Origin of the sequence: Paracoccus aminophilus JCM 7686, assembly GCF_000444995.1 — a bacterium.
GTDB lineage: Bacteria > Pseudomonadota > Alphaproteobacteria > Rhodobacterales > Rhodobacteraceae > Paracoccus > Paracoccus aminophilus.
In genome coordinates this window covers 1962956-1983382 of the sequence record NC_022041.1, presented here as the reverse complement: position 1 = coordinate 1983382, position 20427 = coordinate 1962956, and the positions used below count along the sequence as shown (strand labels likewise).

The 20427-nt window shown below is 64.9% G+C and carries 17 protein-coding genes and 2 tRNA genes; 9 read left to right on the top strand and 10 right to left on the bottom strand.

Features of this window, described 5'->3' with window-relative positions; translation table 11 throughout:
- The first annotated feature begins 35 nt into the window (after positions 1 to 35).
- The 4 genes from JCM7686_RS09660 (at position 36) to JCM7686_RS09640 (ending at position 3791) form a co-directional block, all read left to right on the top strand.
- Positions 36 to 1064 carry a TraB/GumN family protein gene (locus JCM7686_RS09660; RefSeq protein WP_020950672.1) on the top strand — a complete coding sequence of 343 codons (1029 nt, stop codon included), beginning with the start codon at positions 36 to 38 and terminating at the stop codon, positions 1062 to 1064.
- A 212-nt stretch (positions 1065 to 1276) separates the two neighbouring features.
- A complete protein-coding gene (locus tag JCM7686_RS09650; protein ID WP_020950671.1) occupies positions 1277 to 1918 on the top strand; it encodes a DUF1345 domain-containing protein in 642 nt (213 codons plus the stop codon).
- Positions 1919 to 1981: 63 nt separating this feature from the next.
- Complete coding sequence (locus tag JCM7686_RS09645) at positions 1982 to 2902, top strand: manganese-dependent inorganic pyrophosphatase (protein ID WP_020950670.1); 921 nt, start codon at positions 1982 to 1984, stop codon at positions 2900 to 2902.
- Positions 2903 to 2921: 19 nt separating this feature from the next.
- Positions 2922 to 3791, top strand: a complete 870-nt coding sequence (locus JCM7686_RS09640; RefSeq protein WP_020950669.1) for a TIGR01459 family HAD-type hydrolase — start codon at positions 2922 to 2924, stop codon at positions 3789 to 3791.
- Positions 3792 to 3819: 28 nt separating this feature from the next.
- Here JCM7686_RS09640 and JCM7686_RS09635 read toward each other — a convergent pair whose 3' ends face one another.
- The 4 genes from JCM7686_RS09635 to JCM7686_RS09620 form a co-directional block, all read right to left on the bottom strand.
- Positions 3820 to 5307, bottom strand: a complete 1488-nt coding sequence (locus JCM7686_RS09635) for an MATE family efflux transporter (RefSeq protein WP_020950668.1) — start codon at positions 5305 to 5307, stop codon at positions 3820 to 3822.
- A gap of 351 nt (positions 5308 to 5658) precedes the next feature.
- On the bottom strand, positions 5659 to 7437 hold the full coding sequence (locus tag JCM7686_RS09630; protein WP_020950667.1) for a hypothetical protein: 1779 nt from the start codon (positions 7435 to 7437) through the stop codon (positions 5659 to 5661).
- A gap of 61 nt (positions 7438 to 7498) precedes the next feature.
- Complete coding sequence (locus JCM7686_RS09625) at positions 7499 to 8749, bottom strand: ATP-binding protein (RefSeq protein ID WP_020950666.1); 1251 nt, start codon at positions 8747 to 8749, stop codon at positions 7499 to 7501.
- Complete coding sequence (locus JCM7686_RS09620; RefSeq protein WP_020950665.1) at positions 8746 to 9474, bottom strand: response regulator; 729 nt, start codon at positions 9472 to 9474, stop codon at positions 8746 to 8748. The genes JCM7686_RS09625 and JCM7686_RS09620 overlap by 4 nt, the downstream gene beginning before the upstream one ends.
- A 233-nt stretch (positions 9475 to 9707) precedes the next feature.
- Between JCM7686_RS09620 and JCM7686_RS09615 the strand changes: the two genes are divergently transcribed.
- The 3 genes from JCM7686_RS09615 (at position 9708) to JCM7686_RS09605 (ending at position 13549) form a co-directional block, all read left to right on the top strand.
- Complete coding sequence (locus JCM7686_RS09615; RefSeq protein ID WP_020950664.1) at positions 9708 to 10163, top strand: RcnB family protein; 456 nt, start codon at positions 9708 to 9710, stop codon at positions 10161 to 10163.
- Between the two features lie 163 nt (positions 10164 to 10326).
- A complete protein-coding gene (locus JCM7686_RS09610; RefSeq protein ID WP_051201543.1) occupies positions 10327 to 11583 on the top strand; it encodes an efflux RND transporter periplasmic adaptor subunit in 1257 nt (418 codons plus the stop codon).
- A gap of 1 nt (position 11584) precedes the next feature.
- Entirely contained in the window at positions 11585 to 13549 is a 1965-nt protein-coding gene (locus JCM7686_RS09605) for a MacB family efflux pump subunit (protein ID WP_020950662.1), read from the top strand.
- On the opposite strand, the gene JCM7686_RS09600 is transcribed toward JCM7686_RS09605, so the two are convergent.
- The 3 genes from JCM7686_RS09600 to JCM7686_RS09590 form a co-directional block, all read right to left on the bottom strand.
- Positions 13546 to 14022 carry an aminoacyl-tRNA deacylase gene (locus JCM7686_RS09600; protein ID WP_020950661.1) on the bottom strand — a complete coding sequence of 159 codons (477 nt, stop codon included), beginning with the start codon at positions 14020 to 14022 and terminating at the stop codon, positions 13546 to 13548. The two genes, JCM7686_RS09605 and JCM7686_RS09600, sit on opposite strands and share 4 nt — an antisense overlap.
- Before the next feature lie 116 nt (positions 14023 to 14138).
- A complete protein-coding gene (locus tag JCM7686_RS09595; RefSeq protein ID WP_020950660.1) occupies positions 14139 to 16187 on the bottom strand; it encodes a DEAD/DEAH box helicase in 2049 nt (682 codons plus the stop codon).
- A 182-nt stretch (positions 16188 to 16369) separates the two neighbouring features.
- On the bottom strand, positions 16370 to 17812 hold the full coding sequence (locus JCM7686_RS09590; RefSeq protein WP_020950659.1) for an MFS transporter: 1443 nt from the start codon (positions 17810 to 17812) through the stop codon (positions 16370 to 16372).
- Between the two features lie 122 nt (positions 17813 to 17934).
- Here JCM7686_RS09590 and JCM7686_RS09585 point away from each other — a divergent pair, with 122 nt between their 5' ends.
- Positions 17935 to 18822 carry a LysR family transcriptional regulator gene (locus JCM7686_RS09585; RefSeq protein ID WP_020950658.1) on the top strand — a complete coding sequence of 296 codons (888 nt, stop codon included), beginning with the start codon at positions 17935 to 17937 and terminating at the stop codon, positions 18820 to 18822.
- A gap of 92 nt (positions 18823 to 18914) precedes the next feature.
- Here the strand turns inward: JCM7686_RS09585 and JCM7686_RS09580 are convergent.
- From JCM7686_RS09580 to JCM7686_RS09570, 3 genes are all read right to left on the bottom strand, one after another.
- A tRNA-Ala gene (locus tag JCM7686_RS09580) sits at positions 18915 to 18990 on the bottom strand.
- Between the two features lie 37 nt (positions 18991 to 19027).
- A tRNA-Ala gene (locus tag JCM7686_RS09575) sits at positions 19028 to 19103 on the bottom strand.
- Between the two features lie 188 nt (positions 19104 to 19291).
- Entirely contained in the window at positions 19292 to 19615 is a 324-nt protein-coding gene (locus tag JCM7686_RS09570) for an FYDLN acid domain-containing protein (protein WP_020950657.1), read from the bottom strand.
- A gap of 89 nt (positions 19616 to 19704) precedes the next feature.
- Here JCM7686_RS09570 and JCM7686_RS09565 point away from each other — a divergent pair, with 89 nt between their 5' ends.
- Complete coding sequence (locus tag JCM7686_RS09565; RefSeq protein ID WP_020950656.1) at positions 19705 to 20415, top strand: M48 family metallopeptidase; 711 nt, start codon at positions 19705 to 19707, stop codon at positions 20413 to 20415.
- The last annotated feature ends 12 nt before the right edge of the window (positions 20416 to 20427 follow it).

Genomic DNA, 20427 nt, shown 5'->3' with positions numbered 1-20427 from the left:
CGCAGATCCCGCCCGCGAATGAGGAGTAAAGATTGATGAGACCTGTTGCCGCCCTTCTCGCGGGGCTTCTGTTTCTTGCGCCTCTGCCGCTCGCGGCCGCCGAATGCGTCGGGCAAAACCTCATCGCGCAGCTCTCGCCCGAGGTCCGGGCGGAACTGGATGCCGCCGTCGCGCCCGTGCCCTATCACAAGGGCACCTTCTGGCAGGCGACGCGCGGCTCGTCCAAGATCGTGCTTTTGGGCACCTATCATTTCGGCGATGACCGCCATGCCACGACGATCACCACCTTCGCCCCCGAAATCGACGGCGCGCAGAAGCTTCTGGTCGAGGCCGGGCCGAAAGAGCAGGCGCAGCTTCAAAACAGCCTGAAAGACGATCCCAGCCTCATCACCGACGCCAAAGGCCCGACCCTGCCCGAGCGTATGGAAAAGGCCGATTGGGACAAGCTCTCGAAAGCCATGTCCGAACGCGGCATTCCTTCGTTCGTCGCCAGCCGGATGCGGCCTTGGTATGTCGCGATGATGATGGGGCTTTCGCCCTGCATGATTGACGAGGCCAAGAAGGCCGGGCTGCCCGAGGGGCTGGACGAGCTGGTGATGCGGCGCGCCGAAGCGCATGGCGTCCCGATCGAGGCGCTCGAGCCTTGGGACACGGTTTTTCGCATGTTCGCGGGCATGAGCCCGACCGAAGAGATCGAGATGCTGCGCAGCTCGCTTCCCGCCGCCGAACACGCCGATGACTATGCGACCACCCTGATCGACGCCTATTTCAAGGGCGATATCTGGGAGATCTGGGAATTCGGCCGCTTCGATGCCTATGCGAATTCGGGCATGACCCGCGCCGATGTCGACGAGCAGATGAAGATCGCGCAGGACAAGATGATGGACCGGCGCAACCAAAGCTGGATCGGCCCGCTTGAGGCGGCGGCGCAAGAGGCGGCGGGCAATGGCGGCTATGTCGTCGCGGCCTTCGGCGCGCTGCATCTGCCCGGAGAGGCGGGCGTGCTGCGGCTTTTGGAGCGCGATGGCTGGACGGTGACCGCGCTGCCCTCGCCGCATTCCTGAGGGATCAGCGGTAGACAGTGAGCAGGGCAGCGATGCAGAGCGGGCGCGCGGGGGCGGGGCCTTCCGCCGAGGGCGATGGGTCGGTGGATTTCATCGGCGCGCGGAACCCGGTCAGAGCCGTTTCCGTTTTCTCATAGCTTTCAGCCTTTCTCGAGAGCTCTCTGCCTTTCTGGCTCCCCGCCTGCCTGCCCTCAGTCCAAGGACGCCTCCGCATGATTGCCGATCTGCGCCATCACCTTGTCTTTCTCATCACCTTCGCGCTCGGTCTGGTCGCGGGCGGGCTGGCCTTTGGCTTGGCTTTGCATGACCGGGTGCTGATCGCGGCGGATGTCTTTTTCGCAACCTATCTGATCGCGGCCTATCAGAAGGGGCAGCGGCTTGGCACCAAGGGCTGGCGCCGCCATGGCGACGATCAAGACGAGGGCATGGTGCTGATCGTCTGCCTCGCGCTGGGTTCGGTCGTGGTCAGCATCACCGCGATCCTGATGGCGATGAAGGCACCTGCCGGTCATCTCGGGCCAATCCGGCCGGTGCTTGGGCTTTTGTCGGTGCCGCTCGGATGGACCATGGTCCATCTCATGCTGGCATTCCACTACGCCGGGCTTTGGTATGCCCAGACCGATGACGGCAAGGATGCGGGCGGGCTCGAATTTCCCGGCGGCCCGGCCGAGCCGCAATTCTGGGATTTTATCTATTACAGCTTCACTCTGGGCATGACCGCGCAGACCTCGGATATCGCGGTGAAGACCACACATCTGCGCCGCATCACCGTGCTGCATGGCGCGCTGTCGTTTTTCTACAATACGGTCATCGTCGCGCTCGCGGTCAATGCGGCGGTCTCCCTCGGTCAATAGACATCCCTGCCGCCCCGGCCTATAAGTCGCGCGATTTTCCTCATGCAGTCCGAAGGTAACCCCATGATCAAGGTTTTCGGCCACAAGGCGCCTGACACCGACTCGACCGGCTCGCCCATCATCTGGGCCTGGTATCTCAGCGAGATCCGCAAGACCCCGGCCAAGGCCTTGCTGCAGGGCGAACCCAATACCGAAGCGGCCTGGCTTCTGTCGCGCTGGAACATCGAAAAGCCCGAGCTTTTCTCGGATGTCGCGGCGGGCGATCAATGCGTGATCGTCGATACGAACAACCCGGCAGAGCTGCCCGCCTCGATCAATGAGGCCGAGGTGATCGAGATCATCGACCACCACCTGCTCGCGGGCGGCATCAAGACGCGCCTGCCGATCAATATCACCATCCGTCCGCTCGCCTGCACTGCGACGATCATGCATGATCTGATCGGCGAGGAGGATCTGGCGCGCGCGCCCAAAGAGATCAAGGCGGCGATGCTGACCTGCATTCTCTCGGATACGCTGGAATTCCGCAGCCCGACCACGACCCCGCATGACCGTTTCGTCGCCGAGAAGCTCGCGAAAGAGCTTGGCCTCTCGATCCCGGCCTATGCCGCCGAGATGTTTGCTGCGAAATCTGATGTCTCGGCCTTCTCGGAAGCTGAACTGCTGCGCATGGACAGCAAGGAATACGAGCTCGGCGGCAAGCAGCTGCGCGTCTCGGTTCTGGAAACCACCTCGCCCCAGACCGTGCTCGACCGCAAGGCCGCGCTGATCGCAGCGATGCCGGGCGTTGCCAAGGAAGACGGCGCCGATGAGGTGCTGCTCTTCGTCGTCGACATTCTGCGCGAAGAGGCGACGCTTCTCGTGCCCAACGACTTCGTGAAAACCGTGGCCGAGAAAAGCTTCGGCGCCAACGTCAGCGGCGACAGCGTGATCCTGCCCGGCATCATGTCGCGCAAGAAACAGATCATCCCGGCCCTCGCGGTCTGAGACGAAAGAAGGCAGCCCCATGACCAGACTCATTGAATCGCTGGACGAGATCGCGACGCAATACGACTACCTGTTTTGCGACCTCTGGGGCTGTCTGCACAACGGCAAGGCGCCCTATCCGGCCGCCGTTGCCGCGCTTCAGCGCTTCCGCGCCGGGGGGGGGCAGGTGATCTTGATGACCAATGCGCCGCGTCCGGCGCAATTCGTCGAGGCGCAGCTTGGGCGCATGGGCGTGCCGCGCGATGCTTGGGACTTGATCGTCAGCTCGGGCGATGCGGCGCAGGATGCGATGTTTGCGGGCGCGGTCGGCCATAAGGTCTGGGCGATTGCACCGGAAAAGGATGACGGTTTCTTCACCGATATCCCGGGCGAGTGGAAAGACGGGCCGGCGATCGAGCGCGTGCCGCTCGATCAGGCCGAGGGCATTGTCGTGACTGGCCCCTTTGACGAGCTGACCGATCATCCCGAGGATTACCGCCCACAGTTCCTTTTGGCCAAGACCAAGGGGCTGAAGCTCCTTTGCGCCAATCCCGATATCGTCGTCGATCTGGGCGATCGCCGGATCTATTGCGCGGGGGCTCTCGCCGAGCTTTACAGCGCGATGGGCGGGGAATCGCTCTACTTCGGCAAGCCGCATCCGCCGATCTATGATCTCGCGCGGCGCAAGATGAACCTGCGCGCGGATGCCCGCATTCTTGCGGTGGGCGACGGGATCGGCACCGATATTCTGGGTGCGGCCGCCGAAGGGATCGACGCGCTTTTCGTCACTGGCGGGCTTGCCGCCGATGAGTTCGGCCCGGATGTCGAACATCCCGAGCCCGCGAAGCTCGACCATTGGCTCGAGATCGAGGGCCGCAATCCCGAATATGCGATCGGCCGTCTGCGCTAAGGGCCAAAGGCCCGCGCGAAGGCCGCGCTCAGCGGCTCTCGCGTGAGAGATGGGCGGTCTGCGGTGCCAATCCGCTGCCCGGAGGCGCGGCCTCGGTCGTGACGGCAAGGCTCGGCGTGGCAAGGTTTGGCGCTGCGGTTTCAGGCGCCGTGATCGTCATCGGTGCCATCTTCCGCCAGCCGCCATGGCGATAGAGCGCAGTTGCCATCAACATCGTCGCGATCATCGCCGCCGGAAAGCTCAGCCAAAGCGCATCGGTCCCAAGCCAAGGGCGCAGCCCATAGGCAAAGCCGATGCGGATCGGATAGAGCGAGATGAACAGGATGATCACCGGCCAGATCACCTGACCATTCGCCCGCACGGTGCCGAAGAAAACCATGGTGATCCCGAAGGCGATGAAGCCCCAGGTCGAAAGCATGCCGATATGCTGGCCGATCGGAATGGCGGGGCTGTTCGCCCCCAGAAAGATCGCCATCGCCTGACGGTCGGCAAAGAGCAGGACCACGACCAGTGCGCCGGTCAGCGCGACCGTGAAGAGAATGCCCGAGCGGGTGATCTGGCTGACCCGGTCCCAGCGGCCCGCACCGATATTTTGCGCGGCCATCGTGCTGACCGCAGCCCCCAGCGCCATGGCGGGCATCTGGACATAGGTCCAGAGCTGCTGCGTCGCGCCAAAGGCCGCCGCCGTCGCCACGCCCTCCGCATTGACCATATTCATCATCGTCAGCATCGAGCTTGAGACGACGATCATCTGGATCCCCATCGGCAGCCCTTTGGAAAAGAGCAGCGCCAGGATATGCGGGGCAGGGATGAGATAGCGCAGCTCGGCGCCCCGAAGGCGCAGCGGCAAATCGCGGGCATAGATATAGCCGAGCATGGCAAAGAGCGCGAGAAAGTTCGCAATTGCCGTAGCAAAGGCCGAGCCGCCAATCCCCATCTGCGGCACTGGCCCCAGACCAAGGATGAAGACCGGGTTCAGCACCACGTCAAGGACCACGGCAAGGCCCATGAAGATCAGCGGCGTGATCGCATCGCCGCTGCCGCGCAGCGCCATCATCAACATGGTCAGCATCAAGATCGCGGGCATGGCCAGGAATGTCACGCGCAGGAAGGCATCGGCCAGCGGCACGATCTCGGCGGGCGTGCCCAGCAAAAGCAGCACGCGCGGCGCGAGAAACCAGCCGATCACCGAGATCAGGATCGAGATCGGGATGAAGGCGCCAATCGCGGTGCCCACGACTTCGCGCGCGCCTTGGATATCGCGCCGCCCGACCGCTTGACCGATCAGGATGGTCGCGGCCATGCCGAAGCCGAAGATGAAGGCGGTGAGCAGGAACATCACCAGATTGCCGTTTGTCGTGGCCGCAAGCGCGCCCTCTCCCAACAGCCGCCCGACCCAGACCGCGTCGATCGAGCCATTCGCCGATTGCAGCATCGACGAGAGCAGCGTCGGCAAGGCAAAGAGAAGCAGCGTCCGTCCGATCGGCGCCGTGGTGAGGGAGGTGGTCGTCTGCATGGGCGCCTCATCTTGATCCGCGCAATCTCGCGCTGCCGAAGCTGTCTTTGGCCGATCCGGAGAGCTCGGGTCGCGCCTTTGTTGCGGGGCCTCTGGCGAAGCGCCCTTTGTCCTCGGCCCGGGGGTGCGGCCTCTTTGCTGTGCCGTTCCATCACCGGGCGCGAGGTGGCCCCCGTCAGAAGCGGGGCCAGACCCAAGCCCGCACCAAGGGCCGTCCTTCTGTCAACCGGTCAGCGCGCCGGGCGTTCCCTGAGCGCGCCGCTTTCCTGAGTTGATCGCCTGTCCTGATCCGGTCTCCGTCTTTGCCGCTGTCTCGTCCTTCTGACAGGCCCATCTGCTCAGAACCGTCACTCAGGGCGCGGCGGTTTCCAGCGTGCCGAGAAAGGTGTCCGCCGGGCGATTTTCCCACCAAGCCGGGGTCTCGCGGTTGAAGCGCATCAGCACCTCCCAGCGTGGCGTGTCATCGTCGATATGGTTGAGCTTGCCCCAAGAGCCGTATTTCCCCGGCATGGCGATATCGGCGAAAGCGTTGAAAAGCGTGCCGCCGTTGTCCTTCCACCCCGCGAGCAGCTCGGCGTAAAGCTCACCCATCCCCACCGAGCGGTTCAGCCAGGTGAAAAAGCCGGTCAGCTCTTCGTCGTCCTGCCAGGGACCGACGCCGACGACATGGCTGCCGCCTTCATACATCACCAGCTCGAGCCCGTATTTCTGAGCAATATCGCGGTGATAGGCGAAGGTCTTGAAAAGCGCCTTGAGCGAGCCGTCCTCGTTGCCGGTGACGGAACCATCACGCAATTCGCGGATGGCGAGCGCGCCCGCCTGATCGTAGCGATGGGCCTCGACATAACGGTCCTTGACGATGCGGCTTAACCCTTGGGCATCGGCATCTGCCTCGGCCTTGGTGCGCGATTGGGCGAGCCATTCCTTGACGACTTTCGGCTTGCCGTCGCGCCCCAGCCCGCCGTCGAAATAGCCGGTGATCGCATAGGCGTTGAAATGGCCAGAGGGCGCGCTGCGGCCCGCGCCCGACTTCTGCCAGGCGGGCGCATTCAGCACCGCATCCTCAAGCCCGATCCAACCGGTTTGGGTCGAGATCACCTTGACCATGCGCTGCTCGCCTTCGGGCCCATAGACGCGGTCGAGCACATCGGCCATGTCAGTCGCCTTGCCCGCGTAATATTCGACCCAAGCCGTGCCATTGTCGGGCCAGAGCGCGCGGCCCTGCTGATTGGCCCATTGTGCCTGACCGAATTGCCAGTTCCAGACCTCGTTCGAATATTCGAACCAAGGCTTCAGCTTCGGGTCGAGATGGTCGCGGACATAGCTGGCGAATTGCGCAGTATAATCGTCATCGGCGAGATGGGGGATGGTGAACCAGGGGTCGGTGCCGGTCAGATTGGCGAGCTCGACCATGACCTCCAGCGGCACGCCTTTGCCGGTGGTCCAGGTCGCATCCTCGGGATGGGCGCGCTCGCTCCAATGCATCAGCGCGGAATCATTGGTGCGCATCCAGTCCATGAAGCGGAAAAGCCGCAGGTCATGGACGAGGCCCAGCCATTTCGGGTTGAAGATCTCGCCGCGCCGGAAGGCATCTAGATCGCGCTCATGCACGACATGGAACGCGCGCAGAGGATCGCTCTCGTCAATGGCGCTGATCGAGATATCGACCATATTGCTGCCATTCGGGCGGTAGTCGAAGACGATCTCGCCCGGCTTGTCCGAGACGGTCTGGACATTGCGGACCTCGAGCTTGCCCTTTCCCTGATAGAGCAGGTGGAAGCGACCCTTGGCCGAGACCATTTCCTCGGGAAAGCTGGTCAGGATCAGCGCGCTCACCCGCTCGGCCCCCGCAGGCATCCGGGTCAGCCAGCCATGGGCATCGGTGGCGGCGGCCATGGCCTCGGGCGAGACACCGCCCCATTGGCCGGGCAGATGGCCGATCCATTCACGCGACATCTTGAAGAGGTCGATGAAGGGATATTCGGTCGACCAATCGTTCACTCCGGCGAGGTTGAAGGCCAGCGAGGGATTGGTCAAAGGCGCGGGCGCGCCGTTTTCGGCGGGCGCTTGGGCGAAGGCGAGGCTTGCGGCCATGACCGCGGCGGCGAAGGTCAGAGATGCTGCATACATGCGGATAGCCTAGGGGCAGGGAGAGGGCTTGGCGAGGGCCAAGCGCGGGGATCGGCGGGGATTATGCCAGCGGAAGTGTCACGATCTGGTTAAGCCCCTGCGGCGTGCGGTTCGAAATCGCGATGCTGCCGCCAAAGCGCTCGATGATCTCCTTGGCGATGGCAAGACCAAGCCCCGCGCCCGGCACGGTCTTGCGCCTTGCGATATCGACGCGGAAGAAGGGCTCGAAAACCTGCTCGATCAGCGCCTCGGGAATGCCGGGCCCGGCATCACTGATGACCAGCCGCGCGGCGCCGCCCGCGTCCTCCAGCAAGATCGTCGCGCCGCCGCCATGGGTCGCGGCATTGGCGATCAGATTGCGGAGTGCGCGCTTAAGCGCCAAAGGCCCGGCCTCGACCCGGACCGGGGCAAGGCTTGTGACGCTGACCTTTTGCGAGAGGCTGGCGAGCTCTTCGGCGATCTCGCGCAGAAGATGGTCGAGGCGCACAGGCTCTTGGCGGTCGCGGTTGACCTCTTCGCGCACCAGCCGAATGGCGCTGTCGGCAATCGTGTCGAGCTCTTCGAGATCGGAAAGCCATTTGGCACGTTCCTCATCATCCTCGATGAATTCGGCGCGCAGCCGCATCCGCGTCATCGGCGTGCGCAGATCATGGCCCGCGGCAGCAACCAGCCGCATCCGGCTGTCCATGGCCGATGTCAGCCGCGCCGAGAGCTGATTGAGCGCACGGGCGGTGGCGCGGGTCTCGGCGGGACCAGTTTCGGGCAGGAGCGGCAGCGTGCCATCGGCGCCAATCCGTTGCGCGGCCCCTTCGAGAAGGCGCAGGGGCCCGGTCACCCGCATCGCGGCATAGATCGAGACGACGCCCGCCCCCAACGTGATCAGCACAAGCCAGCCCGCAAAGATCTTCCAGCCTCCGGGCGGCGGGCGCAGATCTGGGAATGCCGAGACCAGCCACCCCTGCGCGCCCAGATCAATCGAGGCGATGAGCGCGGGCGGGTTTTCGGTGCGGGTGACGATGGCCGTGGTGGCCAACCCCTTGGCGCGCAGTTGCTCGGTCAGATGCTGCGACAGTCGCGAGCGCTGATCGCCCACGGCGGGCTCGGCGCGCAGATCAAGCCCCGCCGACAGGGCCGCGCCCCGGTTTTCACGGGCGAGGCGAGCGAGAATGGTCAGTTGCTCGGCGATCGGACCCAAAGCGCGCTCGGGCTGGGGCGGGGTCAGCGCGCGGCTTGCGGCCAAGGTCGCCAGCGCCACCACCGAGACAATGGCAAGGATCAGGATCGCGGCAAGGCGGTTGCGCAGCGAATTCACCGCGCGCCCCCCGGCTGGCGCGCCTGCACCGGCACCGCGAGCTGATAGCCGCCATTGCGCACGGTCTTGAAAATCGCGCCGGGTTCGGTCTCGCCGAGTTTGCGACGCAGACGGCTCATCAGCACGTCGATGGAACGGTCGAGCGGATCGCGGTCGCGCCCTTGGGTCAGATCAAGCAGCTGGTCGCGCGACAAAAGCCTGCCGGGCCGTTCAAGAAAGACCTTGAGCAGATCGAATTCGGCGCCGGTCAGGTCGATCTCGGACCCGTCGGCGCGCGTCACCCGGCGTTGTTCGGGGATGACATCGAAGCCCGCGAAAGCGTAATGGCGGAGTTCCTCGGCCGGGGCCTCGGTCCCGCTGGTGCGGCGCAGCACCGCCTTGATGCGCGCGGTCAGCTCGCGCGGGTTGAAGGGTTTGCCGAGATAATCATCGGCGCCGATTTCCAGCCCGATGATACGGTCGACATCCTCCTTGAGCGCGGTGAGCAAGATCACCGGCAGCCGCCGCCGTTCCTGAAGGCCGCGGCAGATCTCGAGCCCCGAGCCATCGGGCAGCATCACGTCAAGGACCAGAAGATCGGGCGCACTATCGGCAATGCGCGCCTCGCATTCGCGCCGATCCGCCGCGACCGAGACGCGAAAGCCCTGCGCGCCCAGATAACGGGCAAGCAGCGAGCGGATTTCGGGATCGTCATCGACGACGAGGATATGCGGCGGGCTGGTCATCTGCGGATCAAATTCGTGTCATGGGCGAGGGAGGCTCCGGTCGGCGTATCGGGACAGTATAGCGGGCGCGGCTGGGGTTTCTTTGGCATTTTGCAACGAAATGTTGCCAGAGCGCGCTCGGAAACATTGCGTTACAAAAAGGCGCGCGGCGGAAATCTTTTGACATCGGGGGGACGCAATCGAGACAAGGGAGGCGCTTAGTTTGGCCCCATCCAAGCGACAGGAGAACCGCAATGGTGACACGCAAACTGGCCTCTCTCTCTGTGATCTCAGCGAGCTTTCTGGCGATCATGGCCGCGCCGGTGCTTGCGCGAGAGAACGGCCCGCACCTTCAGCCGGGGGAATGCCGCACGGTCTATGTCGATCGCCGTGGCAAAGAGGTCGAGCAGCGCTCTGCCGATCACCGCGAGGTGAGATGCGCGCCGGGCCATACCAAGGGCCCGAGCTACGGCCCAGGTCATAGCAAGGGCGAGCATCATTCCAAGCACAGCCATCAGGCGCCCACTAAGCAGGGCTGGAAGGTGGGCGAGCGCTATGGCGGGCAGGGCGAACGGGTCGATTACCGCAAACATCACCTCTCGCCGCCAGGCAAGGGCCAGATCTGGGTGAAGTCGGGCGAGCGTTTCCTTTTGGTTAACCAAAAAAACGGCAAGATCGCCGCCGTCGCCCATCTGCCGCGCATGCGCTGAGGGGAAAGACCGTCGGTTCAGATTTCTGAACCGATGGTTTAGTTGGGCCGGACATGGCTTCACAAAGGCGACCGAGCCCGCATCCCGGGATTGGTCGCCGCTTTTATGACGGGCCCGCTCTGACGAAGATGCCGGAAGGGCGGGATGGAAGGGAATGGGATTGATGGCAACACGACGCGCCTGGCGCCTTACCGGCCTTCTTCTGCTGGCCGCAGCCTTGGCCGGGGGCGGGTGGTATTCCGGTCTGGGTCGCTCGACCGTCTCGACCCCTGCCGTCCTGACTGCGCCGGTTACGCGGGCCACGATCGAGCAGACCGTGCTTGCGACCGGCACGCTCAAACCCGCGCGGTTGGTTGCGGTTGGCGCGCAGGTCTCGGGTCGCATCACCTCGGTCGATGTGGCCTTGGGCCAGAAAGTCAAGGCGGGCGATCTCATCGCGCAGATCGAGCAGGTCACCCAGCGCAACCAATTGCGCACGGCCGAGGCTCAACTGGCCGCGACCAAGGCCCAGTTGAAAGAGCGCGAGGCCAATCTCGCGCTCGCCGAGCGCACGCTGGATCGCCAGAAGGCGATGGTCGCGAAAAACGCCAGCGCGCGCACCGATCTGGACAGCGCCGAGGCGGCGGTCGAGGTGCTGCAGGCCCAGATCGAGGCGCTGAACGCTCAGATCGAACAGGGCGAGGTCGCCATTGAGACTGCGCAGGCCAATCTCGATTACACCCGCATCACTGCACCCATCGACGGCACGGTTCTGGCCGTCATCAGCCAGGAGGGCCAGACGCTCAACGCCAATCAGGCCGCGCCGACCATCGTCATTCTGGGGCAACTCGACCAGATGACAGTGCGGGCCGAGATCTCGGAAGCCGATGTGGTGAACATCAAGGCCGGGCAGGAGGTGCGCTTCAATATTCTGGGCGAGCCCAACCGGAGCTATGAGGCCAAGCTCGATTATGTCGAGCCCGCACCGGATTCGATCCGCAATGACAGCACGATCAACACGACGTCGAGCTCGTCGAGCAGCACCTCGACCGCGGCGATCTATTACAATGGCGTCTTCACCGTGCCCAATCCCGACGAAAAGCTGCGCACCTATATGACGGCGCAGGTCTATATCGTGCTGGGGCGCGCGGACAACGTCTTGACCGTGCCCTTCAGTGCGCTTGGCGGACGCGACAGCGCGGGCGCTTACCGCTTGCGCGTGCAGGACCCGGACGGGCAGATCGAGATGCGCAAGGTGACGATCGGGCTGACCGATAAGATCAATGCGGAAGTGATCTCGGGGCTCTCCGAGGGTGAGCGCGTGGTGACGGGCGAGGCCGGGGCCGGGCGGCCGTCCTTCGCCGGTTCCGGTGGCGGGCCGGGTGGCGGACCGGGTGGGGGCGGGGGCCGTCGCGGCGGGCCGTCACCGATGGGGTTCTGACATGGCCACGCCGCTGATAGAGCTTGCCGGGGTGCGCAAGGAATACCCCTCGGGCGAGGGCGCGATTGCCGTCCTGAAAGAGATCAACCTCACCATCCATGAAGGCGAGATGGTCGCGATTGTCGGGGCCTCGGGCTCGGGCAAATCGACCTTGATGAATATTCTCGGCTGCCTTGATCGCCCGACCAGCGGCAGCTACCGCATCGCGGGGCAAGAGGCCGCGCAGCTTGATCCCGATGCTTTGGCCGCGCTTCGGCGCGAGCGCTTCGGCTTCATCTTCCAGCGCTATCACCTGCTGCCGGAGTTCACTGCGCTCGGCAATGTCGAGATCCCCGCGATCTATGCAGGCGCGGCACCGGGGGCGCGCCATGGCCGGGCGCGCGATCTGCTGGCGCGGCTCGGCATGGGCGCGCGCACCGATCACCGGCCGGGGCAGCTTTCGGGCGGGCAGCAACAGCGCGTCTCGATTGCGCGGGCGCTGATGAACAATCCCGGCATTCTGCTCGCCGACGAGCCGACCGGCGCGCTCGACAGCCATTCCGGGCAGGAGGTGCTGAAGATTCTCGACGAGCTGCATGCCGAGGGCCGCACCGTCATCATCGTCACCCATGATCTGGCGATTGCCGAGCGCGCCGAGCGCGTGATCGAGATCTCGGATGGCGAGATCGTGGCCGACCGGTGCACGGCGCGTCACCGCGTCCCGGATACCCCGCGCGCCACCGCCTTGCCCGAGGCCGCGCGTCGGCTGGGCGGGGCGCTGAGCGCGCTGCCCAAGCGCTTTGTCGAGATCCTGCGCATGTCGCTGCTCGCACTTTCGGCCCATAAGCTGCGCACCTTCCTGACCATGCTCGGGATCATCATCGGCATTGCCTCTGTCGTGTCGGTGGTGGCGCTTGGCGCGGGCTCGCGCGAGAAGGTTTTGGCCAATATTTCGAGCCTCGGGACCAATACGCTCCAAGTCTATGCCGGGACGAGCTTTGGTGACATGCGCTCGGGCCGGATCACGACGCTGGTGGTCTCTGATGCCGAGGCGCTCGCGCAGCAAAGCTATGTCGCCGCGGTGACGCCGCGCGTGCAAAGCTCCGTCACCTTGCGCTATGCCGCGCAAGAGGCGAGCGCGCAGATCAATGGCGTCGGTCAGGATTTCTTCGCGGCGACCGGCACCAAACTGACGGCGGGCAGCCTCTTTGACCGTGCGAGCGTGGCGAGCCTGTCGCAGGATGTGGTCATCGACGAAAACACCCGCAGCGCGCTTTTTGCCCCCGGTGAGGACCCGATCGGCAAGGTCATTATCGCGGGCAATGTGCCGTTTCGCGTGATCGGCGTGGTCGCGACCAATGCGAGTGGCCCGGGCGGCGGCCAGAACCTGACGCTTTACGCGCCCTATACCACGGTGCAGGCGCGGATGCTGGGGACGATGGTCCTGAACAGCATCACCGTGCAGGTGGCCGATGAGGTCGATACCGCGATTGCCGAGCAGGCGGTGACCCAGCTTCTGACCCTGCGCCACGGCACCCGCGATTTCTTCATCATCAACACCGATGAAATCCGCCAGACCATCACCGCGACGACCTCGACGCTGACCCTGTTGATCGCGGCGATTGCGGTGATCTCGCTGGTCGTCGGCGGCATTGGCGTGATGAACATCATGCTGGTCTCGGTCTCCGAGCGCGTCTCCGAGATCGGCGTGCGCATGGCGGTCGGAGCGCGGCGCTCGGATATCATGGGGCAGTTTCTGATCGAGGCGGTTCTGGTCTGCCTGATCGGTGGCATCCTCGGCATTGCGACGGCCTTGGCCTTCGGGCTGGTTTTCGCCCGGTTCAGCAGCGATTTCGCGATGATCTATTCCAGCACTTCGATCATCGCGGCCTTCCTCAGCTCGACGCTGATCGGCGTGGCCTTCGGCTTTCTGCCCGCCCGCAATGCCGCGCGGCTTGATCCGGTGGTGGCGCTTTCGAAGGGCTAGTCGGAAATCAGCGGATGGGCTGCCCCGCCCGAGACCGCCAAAGCATCACCCGGAGCCAGCGCGACCATGAGCCCGCGCTTGCCGCCGTTGAGCACGATTTCTGCCGCGCCAAGCGCGCTCGCCTCGAAGGCGGCGGGCACGCGGCGCTTTTGCCCGAAGGGGCTGATGCCGCCGGTGTGAAAGCCGGTCAGACGCTCGGCCTTGTCGGGCGGCATCATCGCGGCCGACTTGCCCCCGAAGGCCTGCGCCACGCGCTTCATCGAGAGTGAGCGGTCCGAGGGGATGACCGCACAAGCGGGCTTGCCATCGACCTCGACCATCAGCGTCTTCAGCACCCGCGCGGGATCGACGCCAATCGCCTCGGCGGCATGAAGGCCGATTTTCTCCTGACCCGCGACATAGTCATATTCCATCACCCGAAAGGTGACCTTGGCGGCTGTCAGGGCGCGCGTGGCGAGGGTGGCTGTGCTCATGCTCTTCTCCGCAAGGGACCGGGACAGGGTGCAAATCCTGGCGGAAATGGCAAGCGCCGGAACGGTCTCCCGTCCGGCGCTTGTCCTTTTTCGTCTTGTGAGCCCTTAGGGCCGCCTCAGCGCTTCGGGCCTTTCGGCGCGCCGCGCTTGGGGGTGGCGAACCCGTCCGGTTTCGCGGGCTTGCCGTATTTGGCGGCGGCGCGGGGCGCTTTCGGGGCCTTGGCGAAACGCTCGCCTTCAGCCGCCGGGCGTGCGGTTTTCTGAGCGCGGTCGTCGGCGTTCCAGCGCGGCTTTTTCACCTTTTCCTTGCGGTCGGGATCATAGCTCGTGCGCTCGGCGGGGGCGAAAGCCGGTTGCGCGGCGCCGTCATCCTCGACGAAACGCGAGGGCTTGCGGGCATAGGCCGGCTTGTCACCCTTGGGCTTGAACTCGGCGCGCGGTTTCTTGTCGTAAGCGGGACGCTCGTCGCTATAGCTGCGGGCCGGGCGTTCGCTGCGCTCGCCACGCTCGGGGCGGTCGTCATATTTGCGGGGCGCACGCGCCGGACGCTCGGGACGCTCGCCGCGCTCGGGGCGGTCAAAGACCGGCTCGTCGGCGAGACGACGCATGACGATGCCATCCTCGATCTGCATCCCGTCCTGGAAACGGTCGGCCATTTCGGCGGCGATCTGCACGAAGGTTTCGTTCGTCTTGACGCGGATTGCGCCGATGGCGTCCTTGGTGATCTCGCCCGCTTCGCAAAGCTTCGGCAAAAGCCAACGCGCCTCGGCCCGGCCCGAATGGCCGACGGTCAGCAGGAACCAGACGGCCGCACCAAACGCACCACGCTCACGCGGGGCCGAGGGCGCCGCAGGCGGCAGTGATTCCGCGAGCTCTTCGGGGGCCGGACGGCCTTCGCGCCAAAGCTTGATGAAGGCCGAGGCGACCTGTTCGGCGCCAAAGCGCTTGACCAGATGCGCGGCCATGGCGGCCTCGTCTTCCATCGGCTCGCTCAGCGCGGGATGTTCGAGCATCCGCGTGTCGTCTTTCGCGCGCACATCATCGGCCGAGGGCGCTTTGTCCCATTCGGCGACGACTTTCGCGCCTTGCAGCAGGCGCTGCGCTTTTTTGTATTCCGACGAGGGCACGATCAGCGCCGAAACGCCTTTGGCGCCGGCGCGACCGGTGCGGCCCGAGCGGTGGAGCAGCGTTTCCGAGTTCGTCGGCAGATCGGCGTGGATCACCAGTTCCAGACCGGGAAGGTCGATGCCGCGCGCCGCGACGTCGGTCGCGATACAGATGCGCGCGCGCCCGTCACGCAGAGCTTGCAGCGCATGCATCCGCTCTTGCTGGCTGAGTTCCCCCGACAAAGCGACAACGCGGAAACCGCGGTTGCCCATGCGCGAGAGCAGGTAGTTCACATTGGCCCGCGTCTTGCAAAAGACAATCGCGGTTTGCGCCTCGTAGAAGCGCAGCAGGTTGAAGATCGCATTCTCGCGGTCACGCGGGGTGACGCTGAGGGCACGATACTGGATGTCGCCATGCTGGCGTGCCTCGCCCACGGCCGAGATGCGCAAAGCATTGACCTGGAAATCCTTGGCGAGCTTTTCGATCGCCGGGGGCACGGTGGCCGAGAACATCAGCGTGCGGCGGTCTTCGGGCGCGGCGGACAGGATATACTCCAGATCCTCGCGGAAGCCGAGATCGAGCATCTCATCGGCCTCATCGAGCACGGCGGCGCGCAGACCCGAGAGATCGAGGCTGCCGCGCTCGATATGGTCGCGCAGACGGCCGGGGGTGCCGACGACGATATGGGCGCCGCGATCAAGTGCGCGGCGCTCGTTGCGGTAATCCATGCCGCCGACGCAGGTGGCGATCTGCGCACCGGCCTCGCCGTAAAGCCATTGCAGTTCGCGTGCGACCTGCAGCGCCAATTCGCGCGTGGGGGCAATTGCCAGCGCCAGCGGCTTCTCGGCCGGCAGCAGACGGTCGATGCCCGCCATGACTTCAGGTGCCATGGCAAGGCCAAAGGCCACGGTCTTGCCCGAGCCGGTTTGCGCCGAGACCAGCGCATCGCGGCCCCGGACTTCGGGGGCCAGAACGGCTTGTTGAACAGAGGTCAGGCTGGCATAGCCTTTGGCCGCCAGCGCCGCAGCCAAAGGCGCGGCAATATCGAAATCAGTCATATATTTCGCCAGAAAAGGGGGTGAAAAACACCCGATGAGCGGCGCCCATTCCCCCTCACGGCCGGGCGCTCAGCCCGCCGCCCCGGAATTCGGAGCCGAAGTAGCGCCCCTAACGGGTTTTGGCGCGGAAGTCAAAAGGAAAGCCACAAGATCTCGCATTTCTCTGACGTGATCCTCGCAGATCATGCGTTTCCCTTGTCCGAGGGCAAGGCCGCAGGGTGAAGGCCGGGCAAAAGTCGCAAGGCGCTGATCGCCGCGCCCGCCAGCGCAAGACCCGTGCCGATCTGAAGGGCGATCCCGATGCCGTCCTCGTGCCAATGCGCGAGGCAAAAGGCAAAGAGCGCCGCTCCGATCGATTGGCCAAGCAGTCGTGACATCGCCAAAATCCCGCCCGCGCTGCCACTGCGCGCGCGCGGCGCGCTTTGCATGATCGCGACCATATTCGGCGATTGGAAAAGCCCAAAACCCACGCCGCAGATCACCAACCGCCAGCCGATCTGGACCGTATCCGCGCTCTCGGGCAGCCCGGCCAAGGCGCCGAGCCCAAGCGCCAGCAACGCCAGCCCCAGCCCGCCGAGAAAGCCCGGTGCCACCCAGCGCGTCAGGCGCGGCGAAACCAGCGTCATTACGATGAGCGTCAGCGGCCACGGGATGATCAAGAGACCCGCCTCGATCTGGGTGAAGCCCATGCGGTATTGAAAAAGAAACGGCAGCAGCACGAAGACCATGCCCTGCACGCTGTAAGCGATGATCGAGGTGGCCGAGGACAGCGCAAAGATCGGCAGGCGGAAGAGATCGGCGCCAAGGATCGGCGCCGCCTGTCCGGTCTCGTGGCGCAAAAGCGCGCTGCCGGTGAGGGCCGCACCCGCCAGCGCCACAGCGGCGATGGTCGCGCCGAGATGGGCCGCCCCCGCGATCGCAAAGAGCAGGCAGGCGAACATGGCCGAGCAAAGCAGCCCCGAGAGGGGATCAAAGCGGCGGATATTGCGCTCGGTTTCGGGCAGGCGGCGGGCGGCGAGGATAAGCGTCAGCAGCGCGAGCGGCGCGGTTGGCAGATAAAGCCAGCGCCAGTCCGCCACCGCGAGGATGGCCGAGGTTACCGGCGGCCCGGCTGACAGCGCGGCCCCGGCGATCATCGCGTAAAACCCAAGACCGCGCGCCAGCTTTTCGGGCGGGTAGATGTCTCGGATCAGCGCGGGCGTGGTGGCCGAGACCGCCGCAGAGCCGATCCCCAAAAGCGCACGCCCCGCCATCAGGGGGCCCAGCCCTCCGGCAAGCCCCGAGGCGAGCGCGCCCGCCGCGACGGTCAGCAGCCCCGCGAAAAACACCCGACGATGACCGTAGATCTCGCCCAGAGCCGCCAGCGGCAGCAGCGCCGCCACCACCGCGAGATAGTAGATATTGACGATCCAGATCGTCTTGGCCGGCGCGACGCCAAGGTTTTTGGCAATCTCGGGCAAGGCGGTGCTGGTCATCGAAATATCGAGCGAAATCACCGAGACCCCGAGCATGACCGTCAGCAGCGCGGTGATGTTCAGCGGCTGGTCCGCGCCGGAACGGGCAGGGGGATGGGGCTGGACACGGGAGGGGGCAGGGGGGCGGGAGGTCGGGAAGGAAAGGCTCATCGCAGGATCCGCTTTGCTCTGGCCTTGGCATATCAAGGCTTCACAACGAGGAAAAATTCTTAAATATCGCCGTTACGATAAGTTATTCTTGTTGGTGAACGCCTGTCGCTTCGGGGTCTCTCATGTCCATCCGCGCCTTTCGCACCCTTCTGGCCATTGCCCGTTACGGCAGTTTCGCGCGGGCGGGCGAGGTCGTCGGGCTGACGCAGTCGGCGGTGAGCCTGCAAATCCGCACGCTTGAACGCGAATTCGGCGCCCAGCTTTTCGACCGCTCGCGCCGCCTGCCGGTGTTGACCGAGGCTGGGCGCATCGTCTTGCAGAAAGCGGGCGAGATCCTTGAGATCTATGACGGAATCGGCGCGGCACTTGGCGATGAGACCTCGCTTGCCGGGCGGCTGCGGCTCGGCGCGATCGAAAGCGTGCTGGGCGGGATCCTGCCCGATGCTTTGGCGGAACTTCACGCGCGCCACCCTCGGCTGCGCGTCCATGTCTCGGGCGGGATGTCCTCGGATATGGCGGTGAAGGTGGTTCAGGGCGAGCTGGACGCCGCCGTCACGACCGAGCCGGTGCGGCCCTATCCCGCCGATCTTGCCTGGACGCCGCTTTATGAGGATCAGTTCTGGATCGTCGCACCGCGCGCGAGCGCTGCTGGGCCCGCCTTGGACACGCCGCGCGATCTGCTGACGCGCTATCCGTTCATTCGGCTTGATGGCTCGGCCTGGGCGGGGCGGATGATCACGCAAGAGCTGCGGCGGCAAAATCTCGAATTGCGCGACGAGATGGTCTTTGACAGCCCCGAGGTGATTTTGCGCATGGTGGCCAGCGGTTTGGGCGTCGCAGTGGTGGCGCTGACCGAGCAGCACCGCAAGAGCCTCGATCTGACGCTGATGCCCTTTGGCACGCCGCAGCTGCGCCGCCGGATCGTCTTGCTGCATCACGCGACGCGAGGGCCGGGCGCGCCGGGCGAGGCCTTGGCCGAAGTGATCGTGGCGCTATCCGCCCATGCCTGACGCCTGCGTGAGACGAGGCAAAACAACGTCGCAAATCCGTCGCAAGCTTTCGCTAGCAAGAGGAAAAGATCATCGCCGAAAGGGGAGTGAAATGGTGGAGCCAAGGGGAGTCGAACCCCTGACCTCTTGAATGCCATTCAAGCGCTCTACCAACTGAGCTATGGCCCCACCGGAGGTCAGACCTCTCCTTCAGGGAAGGAAATTTTGGTGGAGCCAAGGGGAGTCGAACCCCTGACCTCTTGAATGCCATTCAAGCGCTCTACCAACTGAGCTATGGCCCCACCGGAGGTCTCGAACCACAGCGCCTTGCGGTGCCGTCGTCCGTGTGAGGCGGTGTATAGGGGGCAGCGTCACACCCCGCAAGAGCAAAAATCACGCCGCAGCGCAAAAGAAAAAGGGCCCCGTTCGGGACCCCTTTGCGGCTTGTGCACTCCGCGCGGCGAACCGCTCGGCCGTTGTCTTCTCGGTCTTATTCTTCGTCGTCGCTGCCGACATCGGCAATCTCGTCGAGCGAGACATCGCCATCATCGGTATCGTCGTCGAGCAGATCGTCGTCGAGATCGCCGCCATCGGTGTCATCGTCGAGATCGTCGTGATCGACCACATCGCTCTGATCGTCATCGAGGATCGTCGATTTCTCGGCAATCAAGGCGCGGCTGCGACCGGACAGAAGGCTCTCGACGGTAAAGACGGAGCCGCATGCCGGGCAGGTCATCGGATCGTGCTGGAGGTCATAGAAGCGCGTGTTGCAGTGCGGGCACAGGCGTTTCGTACCCCATTCCTCTTTGGGCATGGCAATCTCTTTCAGCCGGGGTTAGGTAAATCCGAGTTGCACTGCCACATGTGGTTGGGGGTGTCAAAGGCTTTTCGGCGGAAGGCGGAATGGGCGCGGAACCGGACAGGATCACCATCGACGGCGATATCGACGTGACGGTGCGCCGCTCGCCGCGTGCGCGACGGATGACCCTGCGGGTGGCTCGGGCGGGCGGGGCGGTGGTGCTGACGCTGCCACGCGCCGTCAGCATGGCCGAGGGCCGCGCTTTCGCCCAATCGCGCGCAGATTGGCTGCGCAAGACCCGCGCCACCATGCCGCAACGGACGGTCGCGCGCTTTGGCGCGGCTTTGCCCTATGCGGGCAAGCGGATCGTGCTGACCCCGGCCGAGACCAAGCTTGTCCGGCTGGACGGCGAGCGGCTGCTCATGCCCGCGCATCGGCCTGCGGGCGTGGTTTCGGCGGCCTGGCTCAAGCATATCGCGCGCCAGAAACTCGCCCGCGCCGCCGATCGCTATGCCGCGCGGCTGGGGTTGTCCTATCGCGCGCTGACGCTGCGCGACACGCGCTCGCGCTGGGGCAGTTGCACCCATGACGGGCGGCTGATGTTTTCCTGGCGGCTGGCGATGGCCCCTGAGGAGGTGCTCGATTACGTTGCGGCCCATGAGGTCGCCCATCTGCGCCATATGGATCATTCCGCCGCATTCTGGGCCTGCTGCGAGGCCTTGATGCCCGGCCATTCGGTTCACCGGCGCTGGCTCAAACAGCATGGTCATGAACTTCTGGCTTGGGTCTTTGTTGAAGACGCGGGTTTCGATTGACCTGCGCGGAAT